Genomic DNA, 6335 nt, shown 5'->3' with positions numbered 1-6335 from the left:
GAATACCCCATAAAAAAACTCCCCTTAAGATAAACAGATTTTTTATTTCATCTGTCTACCTAAAGGGGAGCATATCAGGGTGTGAAAACCTCTTCTATCCTGCTTTTTTATTTGGCTTGAATCATCATGATACACATGTCATCACTCTGACCTTTTTGTTGTTCTTCTGGAATCACAAGATGGATCGGCGAGCGGATGTTGCTCCATTTTTCCGAAGCCACGTACTTCAGCTTCTCCAGCATCAATTCTTCGTCGTCGCCAGCTTCTAACACACCATCCGTAAAGAGCAGTATCTGAATGTTGTCTTCATACTGGATAACAGACTTCTTCACTTCGATCTGCTCAAAGAAACCAACAGCAAAACAGCTGCGTTCGATGGATTGAAGCGAATTATCAACGAGCACATAGCCTTCTGGATGTCCGGCATTCACGTATTCAACCGTCTTTTTCTCCGTATCGATCAAAAGATAGATGCCTGTAAAATAGTAGTCGTAGTCATTTTTCGGGTTATGCAGAAGTGCCATGTATCGGTTTAATTCTTTGATCACAAGCTCAGGATCTTTAAGTTCTTTAATGCTATCCCGCATTACAGAAGAGATGAACATGCAGACAAGAGAAGATGAAATCCCATGGCCCATCATATCGAGCAAGATGATGCCATAACGATGGTCATCGAACTTGTGCCAATAATACATATCGCCCGCGAGCTTAAAGGAAGGCAGGTGAGATACGTTAATCGTAATATTGTCTTCTTTGATAGGAGGATTCAACAAGCCTTTTTGAACTTGCATCGCAAGATCGAGCTCGTTCTGAATCTTTTGCTCTTGTTCAGCATGCCAGTCTTTTTCGTACTTCAATCTCAGTGCGACTCGAATTCTAGCAAGCAGTTCTACTTTATTTATAGGCTTCGTCACGTAATCCATACCGCCGCAGTCGAGCGCTTCCGCTAACTTCGTAGAGTCTTCAAGCGCTGTGATGAAGATGATCGGAATGTCTTTGAAGCGCTCGTCTTTTTGAACGCGCTGGCAAGCCTCGATCCCATCGATCTCCGGCATCATGATATCAAGGAGGATCAAGTCGATCGACTTTTTGTTCAGCTCTTTTTCGTTATTTTCGAGGTGATCAAAAAGCTGTTGAGCCGATGAGAGTGAGGTACAGTCTTCGTATCCTGCATTCTTAAGTATTTTCTCTATTACAAATAAATTTACTGTATTGTCATCAACGATCAGAATGGACATTCAAACTTCTTCCCCTTATATGTACCATTTATTGTGTATTTTTCTAATATCATTCATATCTATAACTCTAGTATACAAGTAAATGAGGAAAGGGACTATTTTTTAGATTATTTAGAGTGGGATCGTGATGGTGGAAGAAGGTAGTGGAGGAGATTATGCTAGTTATCGCAGAAGAGGGGTGTGTTGCGTAATAGACTGTGTTCAGGATACGAACATTATTACGGTTTGTTCACACCAGATAGACTCCATGAAATATATCAACGGTAATCCAAATTATATTCACGGATAACTCTATTAATTTCACGGATAACAAGAATAATTTCACGTATAAAAAAATTTAAACGATTTTCGACACTTATCGCCACAGCTAGTCTCCATTTACCATATATATTATTCATTCTATTGTTCGTTTTAAACAAAATCATTGACATATTTGTTCGTTTATAACATTATAATACATATAAGATGTTCGAAAATAACAAAGGTGATGAAAATAATGCCTAAAGAGCGTAGAGAGCAAATTCTTCAACAATTAAATGAGAACGGAAAAATTGAGATTGAAGAATTAGTAAATGAATTAAATGTTTCGGCGATGACAATCCGCCGTGATCTTGCCTTTCTCGAAGAAACGGACCAGATTATTAGGACGCATGGCGGAGCGATACTTAACAAGCCGTTAGTCGTGGAATCCTCTTTCCGAACAAAAGAAGGAAAGTTCAACGAACGTAAGAGAGCGATCGCCGAGAGAGCTGTGCAATTCATACAGGATCACTCTACTATTCTTTTAGATTCAGGAACAACAACGTTAGAGATCGCAAAATTGTTAAAAGAGAAAACGACGATCACAGTAGTTACGAATGATATTAAGATCGCAGCTGAGCTACTTGATACAGATGTGAAAGTGATCGTAACTGGCGGTGAACTGCAAAATACGGTCGGAACATTGTTCGGCCCGTTAACAGAACAGATGTTAAGAGGCATTCACGTGGATCTCTTTTTCTTAGGAGCTCATGCGATCCACGGCCGAGCGGGTGTTACAGCACCGACTTATGAGAAGGCTGCGATCAAAAAGCTGATGATTGAAGCATCAGAGAAAACATGGCTCGTGGCTGACTCTAGCAAGTTTGATCAAAAATCATTAACAAAGGTTTGTGACTTAAACCAAATTCACGGTTTGATTACAGATCAACAACTATCAGATGAAACGGAAAAAATGCTGAATGAATATTTAGAAGTTGTAACCGTTGAAGGTGGTGAAAAGGGATGAAAATCGGCGTTATCGCAGATGATCTAACAGGTGCCAATGCGACAGGGGTAAAACTGATCAAGCAAGGTTTTGAAGCGGCAACGATGGTGTATTACGATCAAGAGCCAGCATCTGGCAACTACAACGCAGTGTGTATTGATACAGACAGCAGATATGCACGAAAAGATGTATCCGAGATGCGGATCAAAAAGTCTCTAAGCAACCTTCAGCGTTGGGGTGCGGATGTTATTTGTAAACGTATCGACAGTACCGTAAGAGGAAATATCGGAACAGAGATCGATATGGTCTTAAATGAACTTGGTGAACGATCGATTGCGGTTGTCGTTGCATCGTTTCCAGATTCAAGCCGTATCACATCTGGCGGTTACTTGCTCGTCGATGGTGTACCTGTTCAAGCGACAGATGTTGCCAAGGATCCGGTCATGCCTCTTACAGAATCATATGTTCCTTCAATTATAAGTAAACAGAGTGAGCATCTTGTATCACACATCGGGCTCGAAACTGTTTTACAAGGAAAGAAAAGAATTCTGCAGGAGCTAAAGCGAAAAATAGACGAGGGAAATCGTATCCTTGTGATGGATGCGGTAACAGATGAAGAGATTGAAGATATCGCCCATGCGATGGCATTGATTGCGGACTACCAACTCGTACCGGTAGACCCTGGACCACTAACAGCTTATTATGCAAAGGCTTACACGTCTCTTCACACACAAAGTAAAAAGATACTTGTTACCGTCGGAAGCGTAACCTCTTTAAGTGGAGAGCAGCTGACATACTTGATCGATAAAACAGATGCAAAACCGGTCTATGTTGATGCTGAAAAATTAGCAAGTCTATCGGAAAGCTGGGAAACTGAAGTTCAAAGAGCTGTAACAGCTGCCTTAGAAGCTATCCATCAACAAGACATCCTGATCATCACGACCAATTCACCAGAGGCAAAACGATTAGAACTAAAACGACTGGCTGAAGAGCAAGGTGTGAGTCAGGATCAACTCGCGAAAAGAATCGCGGATGGATTAGGAAAGATCACACGTATTGTCATTCAGTCAACGAATTATGAGATCGGCGGCTGTTTCTCCAGTGGAGGAGATGTTACGGCTTCACTCTGTTCTGTTGGAAGAGCAGAAGGCATCAAGTTAAAAAACGAAGTGCTTCCTCTCGTCGCATACGGTGAATTCATCGGAGGTTATTTTGATGGTATACCGCTCGCAACAAAAGGCGGCATGGTCGGTGACAAAAAAGCGATTCACACGATAGTAAAACACCTTTTAGCAAACCAAACGTCTACAAAGCAAGTTCAATAAATCTATAAAACAACTGGAGGAGGAAGAAACATGACAACGACAACAAAAACGACAACAACAGAAAAAGCGATTATCGCGATTCCAATGGGTGATCCAGCTGGTATAGGACCAGAAATTACGATGAAGTCTCTTGCCAAAAAAGAGATCTATGATGTTTGTAAACCGCTCGTAATCGGAGATGCTGCAGTTCTAGAAAAAGCGATTGCGATCGTAAGCGCAGACCTCACAATTAATGAAGTAACATCACCAACAGAAGGAAAGTACGAACTAGGAACAGTTGATGTGATCAACGTAAACAACATTGATATGAACAAGCTGCAGTATGGTGAAGTTTCTGCTCAAGGTGGACAAGGAGCGTTTGAATACATTAAAAAAGCGGTAGAGCTTGCTACAGCAGGTGAGGTTAAAGCGCTGGCAACAACGCCGATCAACAAAGAATCATTAAAAGCCGCGAATGTTCCTTACATCGGACATACGGAGATGCTTGAAGCACTTGCAGGTTCTGATGATCCTCTAACGATGTTCGAAGTAAGAGGAATGAGAATTTTCTTCTTAACACGTCATCTTTCATTAAAAGATGCGATTGCAGCTATGACGAAAGAACGTGTACATGATTATTTAGTACGATGTGATCGAGCGCTCGCTCGTCTAGGCGTTGAAAACAGACGCTGGGCCGTTGCTGGTCTGAACCCGCATAGCGGCGAAGGCGGCTTGTTTGGCTGGGAAGAAGTCGAGCAGATCAAACCGGGTATTGAGCTAGCTGTTGCAGACGGAATCAACGCAGTAGGTCCGGTTCCTGCAGACTCTGTATTCTTCCAAGCACTTAACGGAAAATATGATGCGGTGTTGTCTCTCTATCATGATCAAGGACATATCGCAGCTAAGATGACAGATTTTCATCGAACGATTTCTATCACGAACGGCCTTCCGTTCTTAAGAACATCGGTAGACCACGGAACAGCGTTCGATATCGCTGGAAAGAACATTGCAGAGAGCACGAGTATGGAAGAGTGTATCAAACTGGCTGCTCAATATGCACCTAAGTTTACAGCGAACAGCATTTAAGATAGTCAGATGAAAGTGAAGGGTTTTCATGCCCTTCACAATTATTTCAATAAAATAAAAGCGCTTACATTAAAGGGGGTTAATGAAATGGAAGTTTCAGGAGCACAAATGGTAGCTGGTTTAGTTCTTGGGGTTATTGCATTAATTTTTCTCGTTTTAAAAACGAAGATTCACGCATTTCTAGCTCTTATCATTGCGGCTTCGATCGCCGGTCTTGTCGGCGGAATGGAACCAGGTAAAGTCGCTGATACGATCTCGGCTGGGTTCGGGAGCACGCTTGCTTCTATTGGGATCGTAATCGGACTCGGTGTGATGATCGGACGGATTCTCGAAGTGTCAGGAGCGGCTGAAACGTTAGCTTATTCACTCATTAAAGCAGTCGGCAGGAAAAAGGAAGAATGGGCGATGGCGATCGCAGGTTATGTGGTTTCCATTCCGATCTTTGTTGACTCAGCATTTGTTATTTTAAATCCACTCGTAAAAGCTCTGTCTAAGAAAACGGGGAAGTCGGTCGTCTCGTTAGGTGTTGCTTTAGCGGTGGGTCTTGTGATTACGCACTCTTTAGTACCGCCAACGCCTGGTCCACTAGGTGTAGCAGGAATCTTTGGAGTTGATATCGGTCTAATGATCGGTCTTGGTCTTCTTTTTGCCATTCCGACTATGATTGCGGGAGTTCTCTACGCCAAGTGGATTGGTAAAAGAATCTATCAAGTGCCGGATGATTCTGAGCTAGGATTTACACGTCCTACTAAACAAGCAGCTTATCAAGAGTTTATTGAGCTCGCTAGCACGAGAGAAAATGATCTGCCGTCTTTAGGCCGCTCACTATTACCAATTGTTTTGCCCATTCTATTAATCTTTTTAAACACAACGTTAACTGCACTTGAACTTACATCTGGATTTTACGGAATCCTAATTTTCTTAGGTAAACCGATTATTGCTGTAAGTATCGGACTCATTGTAGCGATCTACGCTTTAGCCGGTAACTTAAGTCGATCTGAATCACTTGACCGAATGGAGGAGGGAATTCAGACAGCAGGTATCATCCTGTTAGTTACAGGTGCAGGTGGAGCGCTTGGAAATGTACTTCGTGAAAGTGGAGCGGGGAACTTTATCGCTGAAAAAATTGCAGATCTTCCCCTACCAGCGATCTTGATTCCGTTCTTCGTTGCGACGATTGTTCGCCTCGTACAAGGAAGTGGTACGGTAGCGATGATAACCGCCGCATCTATCTCAGCACCGATCCTTTCTCAGCTAGATGTGAACATGGCACTCGCGGCTCAAGCTGCAGCGATGGGTTCAATGATCTTCTCGTACTTTAACGACAGCTTGTTCTGGGTTGTTAACCGAATGTTAGGCATTAAAGAGGTGAAAGAGCAGATCATGGTCTGGTCAGTACCGACTACGATCTGTTGGTTCGTAGGATTAGTGTCACTTTTAGTGGCGAATATGTTCTTTTAA

At 42.5% G+C, this 6335-nt stretch carries 5 protein-coding genes; 4 read left to right on the top strand and 1 reads right to left on the bottom strand.

Going from position 1 to position 6335, the window contains the following annotated elements:
• Window positions 1-107: 107 nt before the first annotated feature.
• Window positions 108-1238 carry a fused response regulator/phosphatase gene (locus tag H9648_RS04220; RefSeq protein ID WP_191752633.1) on the bottom strand — a complete coding sequence of 377 codons (1131 nt, stop codon included), beginning with the start codon at window positions 1236-1238 and terminating at the stop codon, window positions 108-110.
• A gap of 496 nt (window positions 1239-1734) precedes the next feature.
• Here H9648_RS04220 and H9648_RS04215 point away from each other — a divergent pair, with 496 nt between their 5' ends.
• From H9648_RS04215 to H9648_RS04200, 4 genes are all read left to right on the top strand, one after another.
• Window positions 1735-2505, top strand: a complete 771-nt coding sequence (locus H9648_RS04215; protein WP_225218703.1) for a DeoR/GlpR family DNA-binding transcription regulator — start codon at window positions 1735-1737, stop codon at window positions 2503-2505.
• Window positions 2502-3809 (top strand): four-carbon acid sugar kinase family protein, encoded by a 1308-nt coding sequence (locus H9648_RS04210; RefSeq protein WP_191752632.1) that lies wholly within the window; start codon window positions 2502-2504, stop codon window positions 3807-3809. Before H9648_RS04215 ends, H9648_RS04210 begins: the two co-directional genes overlap by 4 nt.
• Window positions 3810-3839: 30 nt before the next feature.
• Window positions 3840-4874, top strand: a complete 1035-nt coding sequence (gene pdxA, locus H9648_RS04205; RefSeq protein ID WP_191752631.1) for a 4-hydroxythreonine-4-phosphate dehydrogenase PdxA — start codon at window positions 3840-3842, stop codon at window positions 4872-4874.
• An 87-nt stretch (window positions 4875-4961) separates the two neighbouring features.
• A complete protein-coding gene (locus H9648_RS04200) occupies window positions 4962-6335 on the top strand; it encodes a GntP family permease (protein ID WP_191752630.1) in 1374 nt (457 codons plus the stop codon).

Source organism: Fictibacillus norfolkensis (genome assembly GCF_014836645.1).
In the GTDB taxonomy this organism is placed as follows: Bacteria; Bacillota; Bacilli; order Bacillales; family Fictibacillaceae; genus Fictibacillus; species Fictibacillus norfolkensis.
This window is presented reverse-complemented; position numbering and strand designations above follow the sequence as displayed.

Bases quoted from the DNA above. Each gene is read 5' to 3' on its own strand.
- H9648_RS04220 (WP_191752633.1), bottom strand. From the start codon at position 1,238: ATGTCCATTCTGATCGTTGATGACAATACAGTAAATTTATTTGTAATA.
- H9648_RS04215 (WP_225218703.1), top strand. From the start codon at position 1,735: ATGCCTAAAGAGCGTAGAGAGCAAATTCTTCAACAATTAAATGAGAAC.
- H9648_RS04210 (WP_191752632.1), top strand. From the start codon at position 2,502: ATGAAAATCGGCGTTATCGCAGATGATCTAACAGGTGCCAATGCGACA.
- pdxA (WP_191752631.1), top strand. From the start codon at position 3,840: ATGACAACGACAACAAAAACGACAACAACAGAAAAAGCGATTATCGCG.
- H9648_RS04200 (WP_191752630.1), top strand. From the start codon at position 4,962: ATGGAAGTTTCAGGAGCACAAATGGTAGCTGGTTTAGTTCTTGGGGTT.